This window comes from Gilliamella bombi, from assembly GCF_900103255.1.
Lineage (GTDB): Bacteria > Pseudomonadota > Gammaproteobacteria > Enterobacterales > Orbaceae > Gilliamella > Gilliamella bombi.
This window is the reverse complement of sequence record NZ_FMWS01000046.1, coordinates 1-23,972: the sequence shown is the minus strand read 5'-3', so window position 1 is coordinate 23,972 and position 23,972 is coordinate 1. Positions and strand designations below refer to the sequence as shown.

At 36.4% G+C, this 23,972-nt stretch carries 18 protein-coding genes; 7 read left to right on the top strand and 11 right to left on the bottom strand.

The annotated features are described in order from the left end of the window. Nucleotides 1–89: 89 nt before the first annotated feature. The 7 genes from fusA to B9N71_RS09010 form a co-directional block, all read right to left on the bottom strand. Entirely contained in the window at nt 90–2,192 is a 2,103-nt protein-coding gene (gene fusA / locus B9N71_RS09040) for an elongation factor G (protein WP_065590403.1), read from the bottom strand. Nucleotides 2,193–2,305: 113 nt separating this feature from the next. Next, nucleotides 2,306–2,776, bottom strand: a complete 471-nt coding sequence (gene rpsG, locus B9N71_RS09035) for a 30S ribosomal protein S7 (RefSeq protein ID WP_034915550.1) — start codon at nt 2,774–2,776, stop codon at nt 2,306–2,308. Nucleotides 2,777–2,875: 99 nt separating this feature from the next. Then, entirely contained in the window at nt 2,876–3,250 is a 375-nt protein-coding gene (rpsL, locus tag B9N71_RS09030; protein WP_034883792.1) for a 30S ribosomal protein S12, read from the bottom strand. Between the two features lie 302 nt (nt 3,251–3,552). Then, nucleotides 3,553–4,398 carry a dimethyl sulfoxide reductase anchor subunit family protein gene (locus B9N71_RS09025; RefSeq protein ID WP_085165651.1) on the bottom strand — a complete coding sequence of 282 codons (846 nt, stop codon included), beginning with the start codon at nt 4,396–4,398 and terminating at the stop codon, nt 3,553–3,555. Beyond that, nucleotides 4,395–5,009 carry a DMSO/selenate family reductase complex B subunit gene (locus B9N71_RS09020; RefSeq protein WP_065590405.1) on the bottom strand — a complete coding sequence of 205 codons (615 nt, stop codon included), beginning with the start codon at nt 5,007–5,009 and terminating at the stop codon, nt 4,395–4,397. The genes B9N71_RS09025 and B9N71_RS09020 overlap by 4 nt, the downstream gene beginning before the upstream one ends. Nucleotides 5,010–5,030: 21 nt before the next feature. Continuing rightward, nucleotides 5,031–7,484: a DMSO/selenate family reductase complex A subunit gene (locus B9N71_RS09015; RefSeq protein ID WP_085165649.1), complete on the bottom strand. Its 2,454-nt coding sequence runs from the start codon at nt 7,482–7,484 to the stop codon at nt 5,031–5,033. Nucleotides 7,485–7,785: 301 nt separating this feature from the next. Next, complete coding sequence (locus B9N71_RS09010) at nt 7,786–9,360, bottom strand: hypothetical protein (protein ID WP_085165647.1); 1,575 nt, start codon at nt 9,358–9,360, stop codon at nt 7,786–7,788. A 541-nt stretch (nt 9,361–9,901) separates the two neighbouring features. Between B9N71_RS09010 and parE the strand changes: the two genes are divergently transcribed. From parE to B9N71_RS08980, 6 genes are all read left to right on the top strand, one after another. Next, nucleotides 9,902–11,791, top strand: coding sequence for a DNA topoisomerase IV subunit B (parE, locus tag B9N71_RS09005; protein ID WP_085165645.1), 1,890 nt, complete (start codon nt 9,902–9,904; stop codon nt 11,789–11,791). Nucleotides 11,792–11,818: 27 nt separating this feature from the next. Beyond that, nucleotides 11,819–14,047: a DNA topoisomerase IV subunit A gene (gene parC, locus B9N71_RS09000; protein WP_085165643.1), complete on the top strand. Its 2,229-nt coding sequence runs from the start codon at nt 11,819–11,821 to the stop codon at nt 14,045–14,047. A gap of 1 nt (nt 14,048) precedes the next feature. Then, on the top strand, nt 14,049–14,894 hold the full coding sequence (gene djlA, locus B9N71_RS08995; RefSeq protein WP_085165641.1) for a co-chaperone DjlA: 846 nt from the start codon (nt 14,049–14,051) through the stop codon (nt 14,892–14,894). 14 nt (nt 14,895–14,908) lie between these two features. Next, nucleotides 14,909–16,351, top strand: a complete 1,443-nt coding sequence (locus tag B9N71_RS08990; protein ID WP_065610854.1) for a TrkH family potassium uptake protein — start codon at nt 14,909–14,911, stop codon at nt 16,349–16,351. Nucleotides 16,352–16,493: 142 nt separating this feature from the next. Beyond that, entirely contained in the window at nt 16,494–18,068 is a 1,575-nt protein-coding gene (locus tag B9N71_RS08985) for a TerC family protein (protein WP_034913350.1), read from the top strand. A 199-nt stretch (nt 18,069–18,267) separates the two neighbouring features. Then, entirely contained in the window at nt 18,268–19,578 is a 1,311-nt protein-coding gene (locus B9N71_RS08980) for an NCS2 family permease (RefSeq protein ID WP_085165639.1), read from the top strand. A gap of 68 nt (nt 19,579–19,646) precedes the next feature. Here B9N71_RS08980 and B9N71_RS08975 read toward each other — a convergent pair whose 3' ends face one another. The 4 genes from B9N71_RS08975 to metK are packed head-to-tail and all read right to left on the bottom strand — an operon-like array spanning nt 19,647 to nt 22,765. Beyond that, nucleotides 19,647–20,501 carry a 23S rRNA (adenine(2030)-N(6))-methyltransferase RlmJ gene (locus B9N71_RS08975; RefSeq protein ID WP_085165637.1) on the bottom strand — a complete coding sequence of 285 codons (855 nt, stop codon included), beginning with the start codon at nt 20,499–20,501 and terminating at the stop codon, nt 19,647–19,649. Then, the gene (locus B9N71_RS08970) at nt 20,495–21,112 is read right to left on the bottom strand and encodes a hypothetical protein (RefSeq protein WP_085165635.1); all 618 of its coding nucleotides are present in this window, start codon (nt 21,110–21,112) and stop codon (nt 20,495–20,497) included. Before B9N71_RS08970 ends, B9N71_RS08975 begins: the two co-directional genes overlap by 7 nt. Before the next feature lie 14 nt (nt 21,113–21,126). Further along, nucleotides 21,127–21,630 (bottom strand): SprT family zinc-dependent metalloprotease, encoded by a 504-nt coding sequence (locus tag B9N71_RS08965; RefSeq protein WP_034913345.1) that lies wholly within the window; start codon nt 21,628–21,630, stop codon nt 21,127–21,129. Beyond that, nucleotides 21,614–22,765, bottom strand: a complete 1,152-nt coding sequence (gene metK / locus B9N71_RS08960) for a methionine adenosyltransferase (RefSeq protein WP_065590413.1) — start codon at nt 22,763–22,765, stop codon at nt 21,614–21,616. The genes B9N71_RS08965 and metK overlap by 17 nt, the downstream gene beginning before the upstream one ends. Before the next feature lie 190 nt (nt 22,766–22,955). Here metK and murI point away from each other — a divergent pair, with 190 nt between their 5' ends. Next, nucleotides 22,956–23,780, top strand: a complete 825-nt coding sequence (gene murI / locus B9N71_RS08955) for a glutamate racemase (RefSeq protein ID WP_085165633.1) — start codon at nt 22,956–22,958, stop codon at nt 23,778–23,780. Nucleotides 23,781–23,972: the final 192 nt, after the last annotated feature.

Below are 23,972 nucleotides of genomic sequence, written 5' to 3'. Positions count from 1 at the left end.
TTCAAATTTTTCTTTAGACATCTTAATGTTCCTTTATTAAATCACTTCCCTTAAGTGATTAAGGGAGGTGTTACTTTATTTAGATAAAATTATTTCGCTTTACGAGCTTCAATAATTGCGGTTGCAATATTTGTTGGTGCTTCATTGTACTTCAAGAACTCCATTGAGTAAGAAGCACGACCTTGAGTTTGTGAACGAAGGTCTGTTGCATAACCAAACATTTCTGAAAGTGGAACTTGTGCTTTAACAGTTTTACCTGTTGCAGTATCTTCCATTCCTTCGATCATACCACGACGACGGTTTAAGTCACCGATAACATCACCCATATAATCTTCTGGAGTTTCAACTTCGACTTTCATAATTGGTTCTAAAAGCACAGGTTTAGCTTTCATGAAGCCATCTTTAAATGCCATTGAACCAGCAATTTTAAATGCCATTTCTGATGAGTCAACATCATGGTAAGAACCATCAAAGATAGTGACTTCAACATCAACAATTGGGTAACCAGCAAGAACACCGTTTTTCATTTGTTCTTGACAGCCTTTATCAACCGCAGGGATGTATTCTTTAGGAACCACACCACCAACGATTTCGTTGTTGAATTTGTAGCCTTCGCCACCAGCTTCCAATGGTTTGATTTTTAACCATACATGACCGTATTGACCACGACCACCAGACTGACGAACAAATTTACCTTCTTGTTCTACTTCATTGCGAATTGTCTCACGGTAAGCAACTTGTGGTTTACCAACATTTGCTTCCACTTTAAATTCACGTTTCATACGGTCAACGATGATTTCTAAGTGAAGTTCACCCATACCAGAAATAATAGTTTGACCAGATTCTTCATCAGTGTGAACACGGAATGAAGGGTCTTCTTGTGCTAGTCGACCTAAAGCAAGGCCCATTTTTTCTTGGTCAGCTTTAGTTTTTGGTTCAACAGCAACCGAAATTACCGGCTCAGGGAATTCCATTCTTTCAAGAATAATTGGTGCACTTTCAGCACAAAGAGTATCCCCAGTTGTGACATCTTTAAGACCAATTGCAGCAGCAATATCGCCTGCGCGAACTTCTTTAATTTCTTCACGTTTGTTAGCATGCATCTGAACGATACGACCAAAACGTTCTTTCTTATCTTTCACAGAGTTAAGAACAGTATCACCAGAGTTAACAACACCAGAGTAAACACGGAAGAATGTTAAGTTACCAACAAATGGGTCTGTTGCAATTTTGAACGCTAATGATGAGAATGGCTCATCATCACTTGAGTGACGTTCAGCAGCTTCACCATTTGGTAATTCACCTTTGATTGCTGGTACATCAGTTGGCGCTGGTAAGTATTCAATAACAGCATCAAGCATGAATTGCACACCTTTGTTTTTAAAGGCACTACCACAAGTTACTAAGATGATTTCGTTGGCAAGTACGCGCTCACGCAATGCGGCTTTCACTTCTTGCTCAGTTAACTCTTCACCACCAAGGTATTTTTCCATCAACTCTTCACTTGCTTCAGCTGCAGTTTCTATTAAGAAAGAACGCCATTCTTCAACCTGGTCAACCATGTCAGCTGGCACATCTTCATAAGTAAATGTTACGCCTTGATCTGCATCATTCCAGTTAATTGCTTTACGTTTAAGTAAATCAACAACACCAGTAAATCCTTCTTCAGCACCGATTGGTAAAACTAAAGGAACTGGAACCGCTGCTAAACGAGTTTTGATTTGATCAACAACACGTAAGAAGTTAGCTCCCATACGGTCCATTTTGTTGACAAATGCAATACGTGGAACTTTATATTTGTTTGCTTGACGCCATACAGTTTCTGATTGAGGTTGCACACCACCAACCGCACAGTAAACCATTACTGCACCATCAAGAACACGCATAGAACGTTCAACTTCGATTGTAAAGTCAACGTGTCCAGGGGTGTCGATGATGTTGATACGGTGTGGTTCAAATTGTTGACCCATGCCAGACCAGAAAGCTGTTGTTGCTGCAGATGTGATAGTAATACCACGTTCTTGTTCTTGTTCCATCCAGTCCATGGTAGCTGCACCATCATGAACTTCACCAATTTTGTGACTAACGCCAGTATAAAACAAAATACGTTCAGTCGTTGTTGTTTTACCTGCGTCAATATGTGCACTGATACCGATGTTACGGTAGCGTGCTATAGGGGTTGTACGAGCCATATTAATCCTCTGTTTAGAATCGTTTGCTTAATAAAACATCATTTTGGTGACCGATAGCAGATAAGGGCTATCAGTCCAAATTCAAGTCACTTATACAATTATAAGTGCGAATATTACCAACGATAGTGTGCAAACGCTCTATTAGCTTCAGCCATACGATGAACATCTTCGCGTTTTTTCACAGCGGTACCTTTGTTTTCAAAAGCATCCATAAGTTCATTCGCTAGGCGTAAAGCCATTGATTTGTCGCCACGTTTACGTGCAGCATCTACAATCCAACGCATTGCAAGTGCATTACGACGAACTGGACGCACTTCAACAGGAACTTGGTATGTAGAACCACCAACGCGACGTGACTTAACTTCTACAGTTGGTCTTACGTTATCTAATGCAACTTCAAAAGCTGCTAAGTGGTCTTTTCCACTACGCTCAGCTAATTTATCAAGAGCTGAATATACGATTGATTCTGCGATAGATTTTTTACCATCTATCATTAAAATATTTACAAATTTCGCCAGTAACTCTGAACCGAACTTCGGATCAGGAAGAATTTTTCTTTGACCGACAACATGACGACGTGGCATTGGAATACTCCGTTTATATGTTATAAATTTTCAGGTTTACCCAAAACTCAAATGAGTTAAATGGAATTATATAGTTTGGCCTTACTTAACGGAGTTCCATTAAGCTTTAGGTCGTTTAACACCGTATTTTGAACGGCTTTGTTTACGATCTTTAACACCTGCGCAGTCTAATGCACCGCGAACAGTGTGGTAACGAACACCTGGTAAGTCTTTAACACGACCACCACGGATTAAAATTACACTATGTTCTTGTAGGTTATGACCTTCACCACCGATATAAGAAGTAACTTCAAAACCATTGGTTAAACGTACACGACATACTTTACGTAATGCTGAGTTTGGTTTTTTCGGTGTAGTTGTGTAAACACGAGTACAAACACCGCGTTTTTGCGGGCATGCTTCAAGGGCAGGAACGTTGCTTTTTGCTTCCTTTAGTGCTCTTGGTTTGCGTACCAGCTGATTAATTGTTGCCATTAATAAGCTCCTGATTAATTAAAATAAATTTAAAATTGCTTTTTAGATACGTAATTAATAACTGTAGACCAAAACCTATGTGTATAAGTTTTGGGTCGCAAGATTCTAGACCCCAGGGGAGATAATGTCAAGTTTTTGCTATCAATAAGTGCTTGATCTTGGTATTAATTATTTATAGAAGATAGTCGTTATTTTTATAGAAAGACACTAGTATATCTGTTTATTTTTTGTTAAAAAAATCAACAGTCCCTGTTGTATAGTATGTTTTTATTGTTATTAAAAACATTAAAATGTTATTAATTTTACATTTGAATAGTCCATAAATTATAAAACGCAATTCTCCCACATAACTCGGCAACTAAAACAATAATAAAAGCAATAGAGTAAATTATTGTTGATTGCTTAGATCGATAAATATTTACAATAACTAAAACAAGTGCGAGTACTAATAATAGGCATTGAATTAACATCCAAATATATTGTTTTGGGGTAAGTTCAGGTGATACTGAGGTTATTAAATTAATATAAGGAATTTTTAATAACAGAATCGATATTACTCCAATAAAGAAAGAAATTATGCCAATTCGATATATCCCAAAAACTATTGCAACAATTCCTCCTAACACTAGCATAGAGGTATACATCTGAATGGCTGTGTAATAGGTATTCCAGGTTTTAACCGTTGGTAGCATATAAGTAAGAGCAATCATCCAAACAAAAATTAAACTAAAAAAGATCAACAATAAAGATAATATTTTAGAAAAATTGGGGATTTGATATATGCGTTGACAAAGTGAGTTGACCAATAGCCATTTTTTACCATCATTATGATAAGAAAAATAAGTTAGTAATACACATACTAATGTTATTCCAAACAAGAGACCAAAGGAAAAAATTTCATTGCTCATCGGCGAACGACCAATACCCCAAATAACATTAAGAGCCCGAAAAGGATGACCTAAATGTAGCGAAGCAATAAGCATTGCAACAGCCATTACAATCAGAGCCGCCATATTCATTTTATTTATCTTAATTAAACTGTATGAATAATGGCTTAAAGATGATATGCCACCAATCAACACCATCCCAGCAGATAATTGACCGAGTACCGTAAAAAATACCAATGGTAATTCATGCATATAACTCATACCTCCTCAGGATTAAGTACTTTACCTAAGGTATCACCAGATGCTTTAGCATGTGCATGTGGTTTTATCACAATATTAGGTTTAGTCAGCTGTGAACTTGGTAGTGGTGCAATATTGCATTCATCACCATAACGGTGACGTAGTTTTTCAATTTCGTCAAAATCTAACGCACGCTGAGGGCAAGATTCAACGCATACTGGTTTTAAACCTTCGGCTACACGTTCATAACAGCCATCACATTTTGACATGACCTTTTTTTGATGATCAAATTGCGGTGCTCCATAAGGACAACGCATTTCGCAATATCGACAACCAATACAAATATCTTGATTAACAACCACTAAACCATCTTGCTTTCGTTTATGCATCGCACCTGTTGGGCAACCTTGTACACAAGTTGGTTCTTCACAATGATTACACGAGATAGATAAATAATAGGCAAAGGTATCGTTTTGCCACATACCATCAACCAACTGCCAAGTACCTCCACCATATTCATAAACACGGCGAAAATGAACACCTAAAGCATTGTCTTTCTCGTCTTTACAACTGAGTTGGCAGGTTTTGCAACCGGTACATTTTGAAGAATCAATATAAAATCCATATTGCATTTTTATTATCCACTCTTTAATTTACAATGTTAATCCTGCAACCGATAATGGTTTAACTTCAACCAGATTGGTATGCTGTGGATTCGATTTTGCAAGTACTGTTGGGCGCAATGATGTTAACCGATTAATACATCCGCCAATATCAATCCCTATAGAATTGGTTTTTGCCCACATTCCTTGCGGAATCGCAATCACTCCTGGTAATATACGTGGCGTAACTTTAACAGGAATATACAAACGACCACGATCGTTATAAACTTCGACCAATTGCCCATGCTTAATCTGCCTTTGCTCGGCATCGAATGGATTAATCCAAAGGCTGTTAGCAACAGCTTCACGCAATTGCGGCAAATTACTATAAGAGGAATGGCATTGCCCTTTAGTATGAAATCCAATAAGTTGCAACGGGTATTTTTTACGTTTTGGTTTATCTTCGCTCCCTTCGATAGCAGGCAAATATGCTGGAATTGGGTACAGAACATCTTCGGCATCAAGCTCCCATTTGTTGGCAATATTAGCTAATGCCTCTGAATAGATTTCTATTTTTCCCGACGGCGTGTTTAATGGGTTTTTAATAGGATCATCTCTAAAAGCTTTTAAACCAATTTGTTTATCACTATCGGCAAGCCTACGCTCAATTACTCCCATACCATCGGTATCAGCAAAAGGAGGTAAATTAGGTTCATTTTTTCGCAATTGCTCATAACAATATTCTATCCATTCATCTTGAGAACGACCTTCAGTAAATTTATCTTTTACGCCTAGCTTTTCAGAAAGATCGGTTAATACATCATAAGCTGCACGGTTTTCCCAAAGCGGATTAATTGTACGTTGCATACGAATTAAATAACTATACGCACCAGATGAATAAGAGTTATTAATCAAATCATTATTTTCAACTGATGAAACATCAGGCAGCAATAAATCAGCGTATTTGGCTGATGCAGTCATATGCGTATCCCAAACAAGAATAAATTCACATTTTGATTCATCTTGTAAAATTTGGTGAGTACGATTTAGATCTGAATGTTGATTGCCAATTACATTACCAGCATAATTCCAGATAAATTTAATACCTACATCCAACTTCTCCTTACCTTTAAGATAAGAATTTCTAGCTGTCATACTTGGCCCATCTTCAATTGCCTTCGTCCATAGAAAGAAAGGAATACTGGTTTTAACAGGATTTGGAAGGTTAAAACTAGGTATAGGATAAATAACACTCCCTCCCCACGTCCCAATATTGGTACCAGGTTTACCAAATTGTCCTGTAATAATAGGTAGCATCATAATCGCACGTGCGGTATGTTCGCCATTTTGCCAGCGCTGTACACCATAACCTTGAGAAATCCATGCAGCTTTAGCATTAACAATATCCAGTGCTAGCTTACGAATTTGTGCCGCAGGAATACCTGTCTTTTTCGCTGCCCATTCTGGAGTTTTAGGCGTTCTATCGTTACCCAATCCGAGAATATAAGATTTAAAATCACTAAAAGGTGGTGCACTGTCAGGCAATGAGTCAGTGTTCCAACCGACACAATATTGATTGAGCATTGCATCGTCAATACGATCTTCTTCAAGTAAAGCATAACCAATAGCAGCAACTAACGCAGCATCGGTACCGGGAATAATCGGGATCCACTCAGCGTTATACGCCACCACACTTTCGCTGCGACGGGGATCAATTATAATCATCCGTGCATTACTTTGTTCTAATGCATGAAAAAGCTCTGTAACTTGCCCTCCACCCGACATTCGGGTCTCGGCAATGTTATGTCCAAACATCACAACTAAATCAGAGTGCTTTATCTGATCAAGTAAAGAATCCTTAGCATTACCAAAAATATAAGGGCGAATAGCTGAAATTTGCCCACTCGAATAATCGCCATGATAATTTAAAAAACCACCAATTGTACTTAAAAAACGCTTACATGCATTACGCCCAGAAAGATTAGCTCCTGTTGTACCTGAACCATATTGGTAATAAATTGCCTCATTGCCATACTGATTAATGGTATATTTAAGTTTATTGGCTAGTAGACTAATGGCTTGATCCCATGAAATTCGTTTAAATTTACCTTCACCACGTTTACCAATGCGTAGCATAGGATACTTTAAACGTTCAGGATCATAAGTTCGCCAACGAACAGATCTACCACGAAGACAAGGGCGAATTTGATGCAAGCCAAAAACGGAATCATTAATCCCATCTTCTGATGATATTTTAGTAATAATATCGTTTTTGACATGAACTTTTAAAGGACAACGGCTACCACAGTTTACTAAACAAGCACTATAAACAATCTTTTCTTCATCTGTGGAATTAGTAAGGATTATCTTACTTCTAGCATTGGTGTTTGGCTCTGCATAGACAAAAGGCAATTGTATATTATTCGTTAGTACAGATACACCTGCTATAGTTAATGATTTTTGTAAAAAATTACGTCGGGTTATTTTATTTTGTAGTTTACTCACATTATTCCCTGATATAAATATGGGATTTGTTGATAATAATACTAAAAAAGAAATAAACAAACTAAAAACGAAAACTGTTTAAATTAATAAGAATCGAATGAAATGATGATTAAATAGATAGCTGTTAGAATTATAATAAGATTAAATCCCATAAAGCGATTTCGAGGAAAACGCTTTATGAGTTTTTAACGGGTTATTTTAACTATAAAATTTAGACAAATCAGTGTATTTCCACAAAAGTTGGGATTATCTACATTACATTCGTTGATTTCGTTTAATAACGACATCTAGCACATGTTGTTTAGGGTTTCACACATGCCGCCCTACCGTTGGCGTTGGACGGGTAGTTGTAGTTGATAAAACCGTTGTACGAGTCGACGTTGTATTGATGGTTATCTCTTGACTGGAATGCCCAATAGTTGTAGTTATCCCAGTCGGTACCGGGATAGTTGTTGATGCCTCTAAAGGTGAACCCCCACTCGTTAAATATCCCTCCAATCCAGCGACTACCATTTCGGTAACTCAAACGCCTTTGATAATGGTTAACATTTCTTCCTGGAATACCGACTGTCCAGTTAAAATTAGTATCTGATCTCATTGCGTTGGTATAGTCATTAATATCCGGTACTCGATAGCCATTACCTAAGTCACGACAAAATTTTTTGGCATTAGTGTAATCTACTCCTCCCGGTCGAGCTATATACCAACGCTCTATTTTAAAGTTATAAAGTAAATGACCACCAATACTATCAGAATACAACTTAAATTCTGATGGCGTAAAATTTGTATTTAACGATAACTGATTTGGTCCAATTAATTCTATCTTTAATGCCTTATCTATATTAGGATACCGCCCATCCCAATTCTGGGTAGTTGCTGCACTTAATTTCAATATTACACCTGTTCCTGTCCCTCTCACTGTTTTACCATTGACTGCAATAACTTGCTCTGGGGTTATCCCACCCAACAATAAGTAAAAAAACAATTTATTTGCCCCCGTTGTTGGAAAGTTGTTAGTTGGTCTAGTAAATGGCTGTACCTTAAACCCTCTATTTTTAACCCAATCAGTTGCTAATTCATCATCAGCTTGCTTGTATAAATTTGGTTGAACAAAACAAACAATTGGATTATCTATTTTGGGCTTAATATAGAAGCTATGACTTGCACCAAAAAGATGACTCTTGTAGGGGATTCCATACTGAGTTGATACATTGCCATTCGTTGCAGATAATGTGATTTTATACGGTGCGTCACAAATATTTAATAACTTGTTTGAATATGCTTTAACCTCATCAGTAATATCTTCGCCTTTTCTATTTTGCCACTTAATCGTGATGCTACCTGTTACGCTTATAGGTTTATCACCATCATCGTCTTTCAAATAATTAAACGGCTCTCCAACCAAGTCAGTTAGATCAATACGTGGGTAGCTTGCTACAGGTACAATTGTTTGCACACTCTCAAACGTGTCAGCTTTATTCGGTAACTCAATAGGTTTGATTTCACTTGAAATATCTATTACACCACTAGGATATAAAACCTTACTTGTACCTTGTGGAATATAGCTTTTATTATTTGATAACGTTATGCCTAAAAATTCTACTAAACTCTCGTGTTTCGTAATTCCACCATCAAACGTTAAATATGGTGCACTACCCTGTATTACTTTATTGGTCGTTGCTGATAAAGCGATTGAGTTATTAGCAGGTAAAAGAAGATAAATGCAAGTAAATAGAGTTAAACGTAAAGAAAAAAATTTTAGAAATGAGAGAAAGCGTTTACATGGAGTATAAAATAGCTGTGACTGACAATTAAAAAGCAATGATCTTAGAGAAATTAAATTTTTTGGTTGTTGAAAAGTATGATTAATCGACATTATACCATTACCTATTCTATTTTGTGAACTTATGATTATTTTAAAAAATTAAATAGTTGAGTTATTATTGACCATTAATTAATGGTGTTTCTGTAGTATTAATGTGTAAAATATCGCCCATAAAGAGGGCGTTGCTTTAATTTTAAACAAAAAATAATTTTATTTAAAGATAAAAAACATTAACTTTTATTAATATTTGTTAAGATTTGTTAAGAGTGTTGATTTTGTTATAGACTATATTGACAATGTAAAACGAAAAATAAATACAACACTTGCTCTAGGTATTAAATTATCAACCGTAATTCACAATTAAAAATACATTATGAATTTATTTGCACATAGAGATTTTAGGTATAAAAATCAATTAAAGGGCAGTGCCAACGATTTACTCTCAATAAGTTTCCATCTTAATCATTATGATTAATTTATTATGATAAATACAGTTTAGCATTGCAAATCAAGCCCCTTCACCATTGACCTTGGTCTTATTAAACAAAGATTGGTATAATAGCCGTCATTTATTCGAATAAATAGAAAAACTATGTCACAATCTACTTATAATGCCGTTGATATTGAAGTATTAAAAGGCCTTGATCCAGTTCGTCATCGGCCAGGAATGTACACTGACACAAGCCGACCAAACCATTTAGGGCAAGAAGTCATTGATAACAGTGTTGATGAAGCTATCGCAGGTCATGCTCGTAAAGTTAAGGTTACCCTTTTTCAAGATAATTCACTAGAAGTTATCGACGATGGGCGAGGAATGCCGGTTGATATTCACCCTGAAGAAGGTGTACCAGCGATTGAATTATTGCTTTGTCGTTTACATGCTGGCGGAAAGTTCTCGAACAAAAATTACCAATTTTCAGGTGGTTTACACGGTGTAGGTATTTCGGTAGTCAATGCATTATCAAAACGTGTTGAAGTTACAGTTCATCGTGATGGACAAGTGTACGAAATAGCTTTTGAAAACGGTAATAAAGTTGAAGATCTGCATATTACGGGCACTTGTGGTCGTCGTAATACAGGTACCAAAGTTCATTTTTGGCCTGACGAAAAATATTTTGATTCGCCTAGATTTTCTGTCCCACGCTTATCACATCTACTAAAAGCTAAAGCGGTACTTTGCCCTGGCCTTGAAATTATTTTTAAAGATGAAATCAATAATACCGAACAACGTTGGTGTTATGAAGATGGCCTAAAAGATTATCTAATGGAATCTGTCAGCGGTTACTCTCTTTTACCTGAAACGCCTTTTACAGGTAATCATACTGGCGAAACAGAAGCTGTAGAATGGGCACTGCTTTGGATGCCAGAAGGTGGAGAATTATTAACTGAAAGTTACGTTAACTTAATCCCAACCGTACAAGGTGGCACCCATGTTAATGGTTTACGTCAAGGATTATTAGACGCAATGCGTGAGTTTTGTGAGTTTCGCAATTTGTTACCACGAGGATTAAAATTAACCGCCGATGATATATGGGAACGCTGTGCCTATGTTATTTCAGTCAAAATGCAAGAGCCTCAGTTTGCGGGTCAAACTAAAGAACGTTTATCATCGCGCCAAAGTGCGGCATTTGTTTCGGCTATTGTGAAAGATGCGTTTAGTCTTTGGTTGAATCATAATGTACAAATAGCCGAATTACTAGCTGAAATGGTAATTTTATGTGCACAAAAACGCTTAAAAGCGTCCAAAAAAGTCATTCGAAAGAAATTAACCAGTGGTCCAGCATTACCAGGCAAATTGGCTGATTGCTCATCACAAGACTTAAGTCGTACTGAACTATTTTTAGTGGAAGGCGATTCTGCGGGAGGTTCGGCTAAACAAGCGCGAGATCGTGAATATCAAGCCATTATGCCTCTTAAAGGCAAAATCTTAAATACATGGGAAGTCTCGTCCGATGAAGTACTCGGCTCACAAGAAATCCATGATATTTCTGTTGCTATCGGTATCGATCCAGATAGCGATGATTTAAGCCAATTACGTTATGGTAAAATCTGTATTTTAGCCGATGCTGACTCAGATGGACTACATATTGCAACATTACTTTGTGCTTTATTTGTTCGGCACTTTCGTACGATGGTTGAACATGGGCATGTCTTTGTTGCTATGCCGCCGCTTTACCGCATCGATTTAGGAAAAGAAGTTCATTACGCCTTAGATGAAGAAGAAAAAGAAGGCATTTTAGAACAGCTTAAACGTAAAAAAGGCAAGCCCAATGTGCAGCGCTTTAAAGGTCTAGGTGAAATGAATCCACTACAACTACGCGAAACAACAATGGATCCCAATACGCGTCGTTTAGTACAGCTTTCGCTTGATGATGCTGAGCAAACGATGGCATTAATGGATATGCTACTTGCTAAAAAACGCTCAGAAGATCGCCGCGAATGGTTACAAGAAAAAGGCGATCAAGTTGAACTTGATGTCTAACAAACAGAATGATTTAGAGGAACAATAATGAGTGAGATAACTCATGACGGAGTAGAAATCCAGTCGTTACGCACTTTTACCGAAAGTGCCTATTTAAACTACTCAATGTATGTCATTATGGATCGTGCCTTGCCATTTATTGGAGATGGCTTAAAACCAGTGCAACGACGCATTGTTTATGCTATGTCTGAATTAGGACTTAACGCACAAGCCAAATTTAAAAAATCTGCGCGTACCGTCGGGGATGTGCTTGGTAAATATCATCCTCATGGTGATAGTGCCTGTTATGAAGCGATGGTGCTCATGGCGCAACCATTTTCATATCGCTATCCATTAGTTGATGGGCAAGGTAACTGGGGGGCTCCTGATGATCCTAAATCATTCGCCGCTATGCGTTACACTGAATCACGTTTGTCAAAATATGCCGAACTACTATTAGGTGAACTAGGACAAGGAACGGTTGATTATACGCCTAACTTTGATGGTACTTTACAAGAACCTAAAATGTTACCGGCTAGATTACCCAACATTTTATTAAATGGTACAACAGGTATCGCGGTCGGCATGGCAACTGATATACCGCCTCATAACCTTCGTGAAGTCGCGAATGCGGCAATTATGCTTGCTGATAACCCCAATGCGACGCTAAACGAAGTAATGGCTCACATACAAGGCCCCGATTTCCCAACAGAAGCTGAAATTATTACTTCACCAGAAGACATAGCGAAAATCTATAAAACGGGTCGTGGTTCAATCCGTATGCGTGCTGTCTGGAAGAAAGAAGAAGGTGATATTGTAATTACAGATCTGCCTCATCAAGTTTCGGGTGCTAAAATCTTAGAACAAATAGCTTCTCAGATGCGAGCCAAAAAACTACCTTTAATTGAAGATTTACGTGATGAGTCTGATCACGAAAATCCAACTCGTCTGGTCATTGTGCCACGTTCAAATCGAGTAGATTTAGAGCAAGTGATGAATCATCTATTTGCCACAACCGATCTCGAAAAAAGTTATCGGGTTAATATGAATATGATTGGGCTTGATAATCGCCCATCAGTAAAAGGCTTAGTTGAAATTCTTACTGAATGGTTAGAGTATCGAAAAAATACCGTCACTCGACGTTTAAATTACCGTTTAGATAAAATATTAAAACGACTCCATATTCTCGATGGCTTATTAATTGCTTTTTTAAATATTGATGAAGTTATCGAAATTATTCGTCACGAAGATGAACCTAAACAAGAATTAATTAATCGTTTTGCCTTAACTGAAATTCAAGCCGAAGCGATTTTAGAGTTAAAACTTCGCCACTTAGCCAAACTTGAAGAGATGCGCATTAAAGGCGAACAAAGTGAGCTTGCAAAAGAGCGTGATCATCTGCAAGCTTTGTTAGCTTCGCCTAAAAAATTGAGTAATTTAATTAAAAAAGAGCTAAAAGAGGATGCTGAAAAATATGGCGATGACCGTCGTTCTCCAATTGTTGAGCGCAGTGAAGCTAAAGCTATTAGTGAACAAGAGTTAACACCATCTGAACCTGTTACTGTCGTTTTATCTGAAATGGGTTGGGTAAGAACAGCAAAAGGTCATGATATTGATCCTGCTGGTTTAAGTTATAAATCTGGTGATAGTTTTAAAGCTGCCGCCAAAGGCAAAAGTAATCAACCTGTTATTTTCATCGATTCAACGGGACGTAGTTATGCTATAGAACCAAACACGTTACCATCAGCACGAAGTCAAGGCGAACCATTAACTGGTAAATTAGCACTACCCGCTGGTGCAACAGTTGAACATGTGCTCATGTCTCAAAATGATGATCAAAAATTATTACTTGCTTCAAGTGCTGGTTATGGATTTATTGGTAAATTTAGTGATTTGATTGCTCGCAATCGTAATGGTAAAGCAATTATTAATTTGCCTAAAGAATCTAAAATATTGCCACCAATTGAAATCACATCTGAAGATAGTTTACTACTATCAATCACCAAAGCAGGTCGAATGCTCATATTTCCTGTAAAAGATTTACCTGAACTTGCTAAAGGTAAAGGAAATAAAATAGTATCACTTTCAGGTGCTGATGACTGCCTTACTTATACTCTATTAATTACACAAGACACTTCAATAACGTTATATGTTGGTAAACGCAAACTTACATTATATCCTGCTGATTTACAAAAATTTAAGGCAGAGCGAGCACGAAAAGGTACACCATTACCGAGAGGTTTACAAAAGATAGATAAAATAGAGGTGAACGAATAATATGTCTTTTATCTGGGCAATAATTGCAGGCTTTGTTTTGAGCACTGTATTAAAAACAGGATGGGGATTTATTCTTGGGCTTTTTGTTGGGCCAATGCTTTACCGCATGTTTTGTAATAAATTGACCGAACAAAGAACACAAGCAAATCCAACACTTTATTTAACTGTTGTTTTTGAAGTTCTAGGTCACTTAAGTAAAGCTAAAGGGGTCGTTACACAAGATGATATTAATCTTGCCAGTCAATTTATGGATAGATTACAACTTGACCGAAACGGCCGAAAACTAGCACAAGATTCATTTAATAATGGTAAAGCAAGTGACTACCCACTAAGATCTCGTTTGGCTGAGCTATACGCACAATATCGTTTTCGACGTAATGTGTTAAATATTTTTTGTGAGCAATTGATCCAAGCCGCATTAGTTGATGGCGTTTTAGACGAAAAAGAACAACAAATTTTATTTATTGTGGCTGAAGAATTTAATATTCCACGTCAACAAATGGCAATATATATCCAAATGATGATGGGAAGTTATCACTTCCGTCAAAATGGCTATAGTAACCAATACGGACAACGAGACCAATACCAACGCAGTAATAATTATGGAAATTATCAAGGTCGCTCACCACAATCCGACCTACAAAATGCTTACAAAATTTTAGGTGTTGCAGCTACAGCTGAAATCTCAGAAATAAAAAGAGCTTATCGTAAATTAATGAATGAGCATCATCCTGATAAGTTAGTATCGAAAGGCTTACCGAAAGAGATGCTTGAAGCCGCCAAAAAACGTGCACAAGAGATTCAAGCGGCCTATGATCTTATCAAAGCATCACGTGGATTTAAGTAGAGACTATCATCATGATGCATTGGCGATCAATTTTACGAATTATCGGTTTATTAGTATCCCTATTATCGATATTCATGTTATTACCAGCACTTGTTGCATTAATCTATCGCGATGGGGCTGGTGCAATTTTTGTTCGCTCTTTTTTTGTTGCCTTAATTTTAGGAATTGCACTATGGTTTCCTAATCGTAATCATCGCCACGAGCTGAGCACACGTGAAGGCTTTTTTATCGTCGTACTATTTTGGGTTGTTCTAGGATCAATTGGCGCTTTTCCTTTTATTTTTGATACACATATTAATTTAAATTTAAATACTGCATTTTTTGAATCATTTTCAAGCTTAACCACAACAGGTGCCACCACAATTGTTAAGTTAGATCATCTACCTAAAGCTTTACTTTTCTATCGCCAATTATTGCAATGGCTTGGAGGGATGGGGATTATCGTGCTAGCTGTTGCTATCTTACCATTACTGGGGGTAGGGGGAATGCAACTTTATCGTGCCGAAATTCCCGGTCCGCAAAAAGACAGTAAAATGCGTCCACGTATTGCTGAAACAGCTAAAACACTTTGGTCAATTTATATTTTGCTAACAACGCTTTGTGCTATTTGTCTCTGGCTGGCTGGTATGAATGTATTTGATGCTGTGTCACATAGTTTCTCTACAATATCAATGGGAGGGTTTTCAACCCATGATGATAATTTAGCCTATTTTAATAGTCCGGTAATCAATTACATCGTCACCCTCTTTTTGATTTTATCCGGCTGTAATTTTGCGCTCCATTTTGCCGCACTAAGTGGCTTTTCGATTAAAGAGTACTGGCGTGATCAAGAGTTCAGAATATTTATATTTATTCTACTGATACTAGTTGCTATCTGCACAATTGTTATTTATTTCTATAAACCACACCGCCTGAGCATTGATAAAATTATTTTACAAGTGGTATCCATATCATCAACAGCAGGCTTTAGTGTCGATGATATCAACACATGGCCATCATCATTACCAATCTTTTTATTGTGCGCTTCATTTATTGGTGGTTGTGCGGGATCAACGGGTGGCGGTTTAAAAGTGGTTCGTGTGTTAATTTTGTTTATGCAAGGCTCACGTGAACTAAAGCGCCTTATTCATCCTAACGCTATTTATACTTTAAAATTAAATAATCGCGTGGTTTCTGAACGCATAATCGAAGCGATTTGGGGATTCTTTTCTGCATATACGTTGGTCTTTTTAGTTAGCTTATTTATTATTATGGCAACAGGCATTGATGCCACTGACTCTTTTTACATAGTAGCATCATCACTTAACAATTTAGGGGTTGGTCTTGGTAGTGTAAGTGATAATTTTGCTAGTGTCAGTGATATAGTAAAATGGGTAATGGTGGTTGACATGTTATTTGGGCGATTAGAAATATTTACCTTACTAGTTTTATTCACACCAACATTTTGGAAAAGCTAAATTTATACTGAAACACATAGTTACCTGAAAGTTTTTAACAGGATATGCAATTTTTATAAATATTTTATTGATTATTTGCTCAATTACAGACAGAATTACAACGCAGCATGTGCTGTATTTATTAGAGGTAATCACCTGACATATGGAATGGATCATGGATCCTACAATCTGGATTGGCTTATCCACTCTGGTTGTACTTGAAATCGTCCTTGGTATTGATAACATTGTTTTTATAGCCATTCTTGCCGAGAAACTTCCACCCCAACAACGAGATAAAGCCCGCGTTACCGGTCTTGCTTTTGCATTAATCACTCGAATTTTATTATTAATGTTTACGGGTTGGTTAGTCACACTCACTACACCGCTATTTTCGATATCCGAGATCAGTTTTAATGCCCGACAACTAATTATGCTAATTGGTGGTATATTCTTGCTATTTAAAGCTACCATGGAGCTCAATGAACGCCTTGAAGGCACATCAAATGAGGATGGTAAACCTAAAAAGACATCCCACTTCTGGACTGTCGTTGCTCAGATAGTTGTACTTGATGCAGTGTTCTCGCTTGATTCAGTTATTACAGCTGTTGGAATGGTCGAACATATCCCAGTGATGATTATTGCCGTTTGTATAGCAATAGGTATTATGATGGTTGCAAGCAAACCATTGGCTAATTTTGTCAACGCCCATCCAACCATTGTGATCCTATGTTTGAGCTTCTTATTAATGATAGGATTTAGCCTTGTTGCCGAAGGTTTTGATTTTATTATCCCAAAAGGTTACTTATATGCGGCGATCGGTTTCTCAATCATGATTGAATTTTTTAATCAATTAGCCATACTAAATCGCCGTAAAGCATTAAATAAAAAACCGTTACGAGAACGTACTGCCGAAGCTATTTTACATCTACTAAAAGGTGATGCTGAGGAAGATCCCGATACTCATAATATTGATATCGTATCTGATGCTAATAAAAAAGTATCAGTGTTTAATCATCAAGAACTCAGCATGGTTGAACGAGTACTTGGACTTGCACAGCGTTCGGTCAGTAGCATTATGACATCTCGACTTGATGTTGATATGGTCAATATTAATGACGATCGTGATGTTATAATAAAAGAAATCTTTGATAATCCTCATTCTCGTTTAGTTGTCACTGATAATGACTCAATTGATGAGCCTTTAGGCATTATCCAAGTTAATGACCTTTTAAAAGATGTACTACAAAGCAAAGCACCGATCGATATACACTCACTAATCAAACAACCTTTAATCTTTCCAGAAACTGTATCGTTACTGGTTGCATTAGAACAATTTAAAAAGGCCAAAACTCATTTTGCTTTTGTGGTTGATGAATTTGGTTCAATGCAAGGGGTTGTCTCGGTAACTGATATTATCGAAACCATTGCTGGTGATTTTCCAACAGAAGAAGAGGAAATTGATGCTAAACATGATATTCAATGTCTAGATGATAATAGCTGGATTGCTAATGGTTATATTCCAGTTGAAGAGCTAGTCCGTTTTGTACCAATACCGATCGATGATAAACGTGAATATCATACCCTAGCGGGGCTATTAATGGAAAAAGCTCAACATTTACTCAATGTTGGTGAAACCTTGCAAATTGGCGATTATTTATTTGAAGTAGCTGAAATAGAAAGTCATAGAATTCTTAAAGTAAAAATTACGTTAAATAAACCTGATTCTGTAGCATTATAATACAGCAAAGAGAAATAACTAGAATAACGCTTGACCAAAATAAATAACTAGCAATAATTGACGCTGAAAAATTTTTGTTTATTTGAAGGTGCGGAGTAAATACTCCTCATCTTTTTTATTTTTCCCCTTTAGTAAAAAATAGGTAAAACTGTTTATAAACTTTTACTCTTACTTATCAATCTAAATTAGGCCTAAACTTATGAAGTCAATATTCGAAAAAACCTTTCAATTGAAAGAGAAAAAAACAACTATCGGTACTGAAATTATCGCTGGTTGTACTACCTTTTTAACAATGGTCTATATCATCTTTGTTAATCCATCGATTCTATCTGCAACTGGCATGGATAAATCTGCGGTGTTTGTACTAACTTGTGTAATTACTGCATTGGCAACGATTTTAATGGGCTTATTTGCTAACTTACCAATAGCACTTGCACCGGCAATGGGGCTGAACGTCTTCTTTGCTTATGGCGTCTGTGGTGCAATGGGCTACTCTTGGCAAGTCGGTATGGGAGCCATATTTTGGGGGTCATTAGTCTTTTTTGCGTTATCACTATTTAAAGTTCGTCACTGGTTAATTGAACACATTCCACAATGCTTACGTGTAGGTATTAGTGCAGGTATTGGACTATTTATTGCTTTTATGGGATTTCAAAATATGGGCATTGTAGTCGCTTCTCCTTCCACACTATTAACTATGGGGAATATCTTATCGCTTAAAGTCCTATTAGGATCACTAGGTTTTTTCATCATTGTCATTTTAGCGGCTCGTAACTTTCATGCAGCAGTATTAATTTCAATTTTAGTTGTAACTTTATTAGCACTATGGCTCGATCCAAATATCACTTACCAAGGTATTATATCTATGCCACCAAGTGTAACTAGCGTTGTTGGTCATGTAGATTTAGCAGGTTCGCTTAATATCGGTATCATGGGCGTTATTTTTTCAATAATGATTGTCAGCTTATTCGACTCATCAGGCACTATTTTAGCACTAACAGATAAAGCAGGCATTAGTGACGAAAAAGGTCGATTCCCCAAAATGCGTCAAGCACTATTAATTGATAGCTTTAGCTCTTCTTTAGGTGGATTATTTGGTACATCATCAGTATTAACCTATATCGAAAGTTCTGCAGGTATTTCAGTCGGTGGACGTACGGGGTTAACTGCGGTTGTTGTAGGTATATTATTTTTAATAGTGACATTTTTATCACCACTAGCGCATTTAGTACCTACTTATGCAACATCAGGCGCGCTTATTTTTGTTGGAATTTTAATGGTTTCAAGCTTAGTTAAAGTTAACTGGTCTGATTTAACCGAAGCAACACCAGCTTTTATTACAGCAATTATGATGCCATTTGCCTTTGCAATTACTGAAGGGGTTGCACTAGGTTTTATCTCTTATGTAGTGTTAAAAACCTTTACTGGCAAATTTAAACAATTAAATCTTTGTGTAATAATTTTTGCTTTACTATTTGCTTTAAAATTTATTTTTATTGATCATCATTAAAAATGACTTCCCATCGTTACTTACGATGGGGAAATTTTTCAAGAAATTAACGCATTGGATACTTATGGTTAATATAAAGGATCAACTCCATTTAGCTCTCTAATGATGAAATTTCCTGTTTTTCCAACGTCTAGTGTTGTTTTTAGCCATGGCAAAATTGTATGCATTTGTTCGTGTAATTTCCATGGTGGGTTAATTACTATCATCCCTGATGCTGTCATGCCTTTTTGGTTATTATCAGGCTTTATTGCCAGCTCAAATTGTGAAATTCGTTTTATGCCTAAGTTAACAATATTATCAATCATTTTTTGAGTTTGTGTACGAGATACCACAGGATACCAAATTAAGTAAACACCTGTTGCAAAACGTTTATATGCTTCAAATAATGCTGTAGGGATTTTTTGATAATCGTCTTTAATTTCATAAGAAGGATCAATCAATATTATTCCACGACGAGATAGTGGAGGTAACTTTGATTTTAATTGGGAAAATCCATCTTCACGTAAAACTTTTGTTCGTTTATCTTTACTAAATTCTTGTTTTAATAAAGGGTAATCAGTTGGGTGTAACTCTGTAAGGTTGAGCTTGTCTTGTTCACGTAATAATTGCTTCGCAATTAATGGTGAACCAGGATAATATTTCATTTCCTCAAAAGGATTATAGCGTCTTAGTACCGATATATATGTATTAAGCAATTCAGGAATATTAGATTGTTGCCATAGTAAATTAATTCCAGATAAATATTCCCCCGTTTTTTCTGCATGCTCACTTCTTAATAGATATCGTCCAGCCCCCGAGTGTGTATCTAAATATAAAAAAGGCTTTTCTTTTTCCTTTAATGATTCAATACATAACGTTAAAACAATATGTTTTAATACATCTGCATGATTTCCTGCATGGTAACTGTGGCGGTAGCTTAGCATAGGGAATCTACTCTCTTTTTTTCATTTTTTTGCATATAAAAGGTTATTAAGGATAAACAAAGAAGACAAGGAATTTCCATTAATTCTTCAATGAGATCTTTTCGCTCTTTTGTTATAACTAGAAATTCATGTCCAATACGGCGATGTTCAGCAATATCAGCTATACCTAAGAATAAAAAAGCAAAGAATATATGCCAAAATGGTATTTTTTCGTATTTGTAGCGACGAGCAATTTCTCGGCGAATCGTGGGTAAAAATATACTTAGTATTGGGATCGCTATTAATATACTAGCAATGATTTTATAATAGAAACGAGGTACCTCAGGGAAAAAGTCTCTTCCCCAACTAATTCCTCGACCAAAAAGCATAAACCACCAGAAAATTGTCCAAATCCAAAATCTATAAAGCTCAGAATGTTCAGATCCTCGTTTTGCATAATAATAGGTATAACAGCACATAAATAATAAGAAGAGAGATTGAATATGTTCAATCACTACAACCGTCATTCCATTGTATAAAGGTATAAACCAATTTCCCGTAATATATAGGATAATGCCAAGAGTGAGAATTAATAACGAACTTTTGTAAAAATGAAAATCTAACTTACACATATAATATCTTAGTACTAAATGGCACTTTTAAGTTTGAGTATAGTACCGCATTTACGACATAAATAACTAGTTTTATTATTTTGAATTTTGTTGTGTCTTATTGAGGTTAATTGATGTTGTTGACAACTACAGTAGTATAAATAAGTATTGCGTTGAATAGGAAAACGGTGAGTTGTTGCAGGGATTTTTCCTAATATTTCTGACATAATATATTGCCATTCTTTACCATGTGGTTTTACTTTGCCAAACTCTTTAAAGACAATGAGATGTGCTAATTCGTGAGGCACAACTTCCTCAATAAATTGAGTACCATTATCTAGCAACATAATCGAATTAAGTTGAATTTCCCAACGTGTTAAAAAGGCACTACCAGCAATACTGCCTTTGGGTTTATAAATGATCTTAGGCTCTTTATATTGGGAATGTAGACGTTGATTGGCTTGCATTAAGTGAGTTCTTAAACAAGCCATAGTTTGATTATGTAAATAAATTGGTATGCGTTTATAGTCCTGCTGCATCACGTAGTAGTGCCGCTTTATCAGTTTTTTCCCAAGGGAATATATCTCGACCAAAATGACCGTAACTTGCAGTTTGTTGATAGATCGGTTGAATTAGCTCAAGCATTTGGATCAATCCATAAGGTCTTAAATCAAAGAATTCTTTAATAAGCGATACAATTTTATCGTGATGGATTTTTTCTGTGCCGAAAGTATTGACATAGATTGATGTAGGATTGGCAATACCAATTGCATAAGATATTTGTAATTCACATCTGTCAGCAAGTCCTGCAGCAACAATATTCTTTGCAACATAGCGTGCGGCATAAGCTGCTGAGCGGTCAACTTTTGAAGGATCTTTTCCAGAAAAGGCACCACCACCATGATGAGCTGCTCCACCGTACGTATCGACAATGATTTTGCGTCCAGTTAATCCACAGTCTCCCATAGGGCCACCAATAACAAAACGTCCAGTTGGATTAATAAAGTATTTTGTTCTAGGTGTTAACCATTCGGCTGGCAATGTTGGTTTAATGATTTCTTCCATGACGGCTTCATGTAATGCTTTTTGCTCAATACCTTCTGAATGCTGAGTTGATAGAACGATTGTATCAACACCTTTTATCTGACCGTCTTGGTAAATTAATGTGACTTGGCTTTTTGCATCAGGTCTTAACCAAGGAAGTGTACCATTTTTTCTAACTTCTGCTTGGCGGCGCATTAAGTCATGAGCGTAGCTTATAGCAGCAGGCATTAGATTTGGCATTTCATTTGTAGCATAACCAAACATAATACCTTGGTCACCAGCACCTTGCTCTAGAGGATCGTTTCGATCAACTCCTTGATTGATATCCGGAGATTGTTTACCAATAGCATTAAGCACAGCACATGAATTTGCGTCAAATCCCATTTCTGAACTGGTATATCCAATATCATTAATTGTTTTTCGAGTTAATTCTTCGATGTCTACCCAAGCTGAAGTAGTGATTTCACCACCAACTAAAGCCATACCTGTTTTTACATATGTTTCGCAAGCAACACGTGCTTTTGGATCTTGTTTTAAAATTGCATCAAGTACAGCATCAGATATCTGATCGGCAATTTTATCTGGATGACCTTCTGAAACAGATTCGGAAGTAAATAGAAATTCTGACATAGAATACCTTCTTGACTTAATTTTTGTATAAGTATATCTAGTTATTTTAGCAGTTTTACCGTCTAGACGTCTAGTCCATATTTTATGGAACTAAATGCAACATTAGCTTAGGTAAAATACTTGCATTAATTTTTAATCGATTTACGATATGACGCGTTTCTAATTTATTACTTAATGTCTTATAGCTAAAATGAATATCGTAAAACAATCGCCTTCAATATTAGTATTTGATTCAGGTATTGGTGGTTTATCTGTTTATAATGAAATTTACAATAAAATACCTAATGCACACTATATCTATGTATTCGATAATGAGATGTTCCCTTATGGAGATAAATCATCAGAGTTTTTAATTAATAGAGTGAACTCTGTCATTGAGGCTGTTACTAAATTTTATCCAATTGATTTAGCAGTTATTGCTTGCAATACAGCTAGTACTATTTGTTTGCCTAGTTTGCGTGCTAAATTTTCTTTCCCTATTATTGGTGTTGTACCAGCGATTAAACCAGCTAGCTTACTTACTAAAAATAAATGTATAGGATTATTAGCAACAAAGGCAACAGTTGAAAGAACTTATATAACCGATTTAATACAGCAATTTGCTTCGCATTGTACTGTTAAAATGTTAGGTTTATCGGAATTAGCACTTATAGCCGAAAATAAATTACAAGGCATTAAAGTAGATATGAAACAGTTAAAAGAACTAATGCAACCTTGGCTTGGGTTACAAACAATTCCTGATACAATAGTACTAGGCTGTACGCATTATCCTTTTATTAAGACAGAATTACAGACGCTTTTTCCTCAGGCGAGCATAATAGATTCAGGTTATGCGATTGCGACAAGAGTCTGTAATTTACTAAATGATAAATATAATCTGGACAAAATAATTCCTTCTGCGTCCGAAAATATTGTATTAAGCACAGTTTATACTCAGCCTGTAGAAAATTTGATTAAAAAATTATCTGATTACGATCTTAATAAATATCATAACATTAAAGTTCATCGAGATTAAAACTTGCGCGACCAGATGGCTATTTTATCTTTTTTGCTTGCTAAAAAAAAAGAAGCCCCTATAATGCGCATCCACTGACACGTAGTCAGCGACAAGCAGGCGAAGAGTTGGTGATTAAGTGAGATCAAAAATTTTAAAAAAGATCTTGACGAATAAAAAGGTGTAGCGTAGTATACGCAACCCTTGAGACAG